This is a genomic window from Endozoicomonas atrinae (genome assembly GCF_001647025.1).
GTDB lineage: Bacteria > Pseudomonadota > Gammaproteobacteria > Pseudomonadales > Endozoicomonadaceae > Endozoicomonas > Endozoicomonas atrinae.
Genome location: NZ_LUKQ02000424.1, coordinates 1 through 3063, shown reverse-complemented (window position 1 = coordinate 3063; position 3063 = coordinate 1). Strand labels below are relative to the sequence as shown.

Below are 3063 nucleotides of genomic sequence, written 5' to 3'. Positions count from 1 at the left end.
GGCCTTGTGCCTTGTCGCTGATTACCTTCTGGTAGAGGCTGGAGGGCAGTTCAGTTTCCGATTGCAGGACGTGGATGGCCTGCCCCAGTTTCTGCTCCAGCGGCTTCAGCTTCAGACGCAGGGGACCGGACTGGATGCCTTTGGCCTTACTATCTTTGGTGTTGCTGTCTTTGCGCAGGGCGTAGAAAGAACCCCGTTCATTCAGGTCGGGGAACCCTTTTTCAGCGGCTGACTGGTAGCTGCCATCCTTGCCGGTAAAGTGATCCAACACCTGGATACGGTCGCCCCGGTTGAAAAAGTTGATCAGGTTCCGGGTGCCTTTCGTGGCCAGTGGTGAACCACTGCTTTTCAGGATGACCGACGAACTGTTGGTGCTGTCCAGTGCCGTCATAATCCGGGCAGCGGCCGGGTTGTCCGTGGGGTGACGCAGGGTCTTCAGATCGCTGTCCGACAACGGCAGGACGCCAGTGACATTGTATTTGCTATCCAGCAGCACCACGGCATTGGGGCTGATGGTGTCCAGAAAAGGGCGAACCGCTTCCGGTGACCCGAAATTGATGTGGGGCCGGTTATAGCGCAGCCGCCGTTCGGTAATGGGGAATGCCTTATTGCGAGCCATGCGCTTGGGAGCCACGGTGCCCATCAGTACTGTGCCTTCTGCATCCATGATTTTCGCATGGCCAGTGGTCCCCACCACGGCATGCCCCATATTGACCACCCCACTGCCGTCCAGCACTTCATTCAGGCTGTGGGTTATATGCACATCGGAGTTACTGGGGGCTGGATCACCGGAGGGATGGTTATGAGCAAACCAGACGGATTTTGCATTGGGTGTCGCCACCACCGCACCGGCCAGTGTCCATGGGGATACGGAAGCAGAGGCTTTCTGCCCCTTGCTGTGCTTAATGACATTGATCACCTTGTCATTGCCATCGAGCACAATGGCGACCATTTCCTCCTGCGCCAGCTTTCGGATCGGGGCGATAAAGTGGGCAAGGTCATCGTAGGTGTGAATGGTGTCGGTGCCGGCTCTTATGGTGCCGGTTTCATCATGCTTAACCAGAACACGTTGGTTCTCGATGGTTTGCTGTTTTCTTTCTTCACCCGATAGATCGGGGGAGGCGAATAGGTCCCGCTGACCAGCGGCCACCGGATCACCTTTTCCGGGTCCCCGTTTACTTTGTACCTGGCCGGAGTCTCGCTCATCTACTTCTCCTGCTTTGTACTTCCCGTTTCGCTCATCAATTTGTCGAAGTCCGATATGGCTTCCAGCTTCATCTTCTGATACTTCTTCATTTCCTTTTTCTGCTCTGGCGTCAGAAGATGCCCGAACCGCAGATAGGATTTTGTCCAAGTCTCCAAGGAGCTTTGAAGATGCCTTTTTGCCTCCATACTTTTCAGGTTCATTCTCTATCTCCTGTTTCAGTTCTTTCAGATTCTTTTCAAAAGGTGCATCCGTATAAGCCTGCATCACTTTTTTAGTCACATTCCCGGCAAAGCAACCCATACCCCCATAACGGTCACAGGAGGTGCAGTTGAAATTCTTCTTCGGATCAGTAGGGTGTTCGATCTTCTTCCAGCCGCCGTCAATCGGGCAGACCCGCTTCATGGCATCCTTGCCCAGCATCCGACGCAGGGTGGCCTTATCACCCAACACCTTCTGTCCGTGTTTAATGGGCAGGATCACCATAATCCTGTCTAAGTTCGACCTTACAAACTCAATATCGTTCGGACTGCCATCAAACACCATCGCCAACGGTAGGTTGGGGTGAGCCGCTGCCATATCGAAATTCGTGTTATCCACGGAAAGAGCTGTCCAGTTTTGTTCTGGAATCTGGCGTAAAAACTCAGGATTCTTGCTGAATATCTGTAAGCGAATACCGTCCTTGTTCATCTGCTTAATGAACGGCAGCCACGCCAGCGAGCCATCGCCCATATCAAACAATCGCAGGGCTTTATCCTGATAATACTCGGCGGTGCCTTTATAGTTGACGGCTGCCAGCTTGGCGGCACGAACCGGATTGTGTTCTACCGCCCAGCTCACCACTTCAGATTTAATCATCGGATTGCTAAACCGGTAATTACCCTTTGTGGCGTAGCAGAACGTGGCACAGGCTTTACTGGGCAGGCAATCCACAAAGCTGCCATTAATGCTGTTCTGGGGTTTTCCTGCATGACCCATGACATCCTCGGAATGCAGATAACGCCAGAGTCCGGCTTCCCCTTCCTGTTTCAGTGCTTTCAGCAGTGACGCATTATCCTTGTTCGCCAGCAGCGACTGGTAATCCACCTCCCGTCCAGCCACCAGATCATCAATGGTCTGGCGAATCAGCATGGACTGCACGGTCTTCCTTGCCCAGGGTGTATCCGCCAGCTTCTTCAGCCGCTGGACAATGCCCTGCTTGTCAGCCCGTCCATCCAGATACCGCTTGATCGCTGCCCGTTCCGCACCACCCAGACTCTTGATCCCAGGCACCGAGTAGTGAGGCGCATTGCGGCTATTGTATTCAGTCTTGCCTTCCTCAATCCCGGCAAAGTCGTCTTCCGTCCACTCATCGCTATCGAGCGTGCCATCGTCCACCGCATCCAGCAGGTCGTCTACTTCGTCCCTTTTGGCTTCTCTGGCAGGCTCAGTGGCTCGCTCTCCGGGTTCTCCCGGTTCACTTTTTCCGTTGCTTCTTTCAGCAGTGTGAACAGGCTGGGCTTGTTGGGTCTGCTTCGGGTCTTTGATCGGTGTGCTCTTGTCGCCATAGTTTCTCTCCAGCGTGTTGTTTGTCTGGTCAATCAGATCATTCAGGGTAGCATCGTCAGTACCGAACATATCCCCATCGGCCTGCCCCTGCTTCTGAAGGTACTGTTCAATCTGGCTGGCCAGCTCGCTCAATGCCTGACCCACCTGCCGCGACTTGTTCAGGTTGGCATCGAGCCAACGGGCGAACATTTCCGTTTCCGGGCTGAAGCTGTCCAGCAGGGAGCGTTGATCCAGAATCTCATCCACCGACTGGTTTCGGTTGCGGCTGTCCTGCAAAATGCGACTGGCTTCTACCAGTGACTCAATAACGC

1 protein-coding gene is annotated in these 3063 nt (G+C 54.1%); it reads right to left on the bottom strand.

All coding sequences use genetic code 11. The annotated features are described in order from the left end of the window. Window positions 1-3063, bottom strand: a 3063-nt coding sequence (locus AK963_RS36085) for a JAB domain-containing protein (RefSeq protein WP_066018487.1), incomplete at both ends; no start/stop codon positions are given.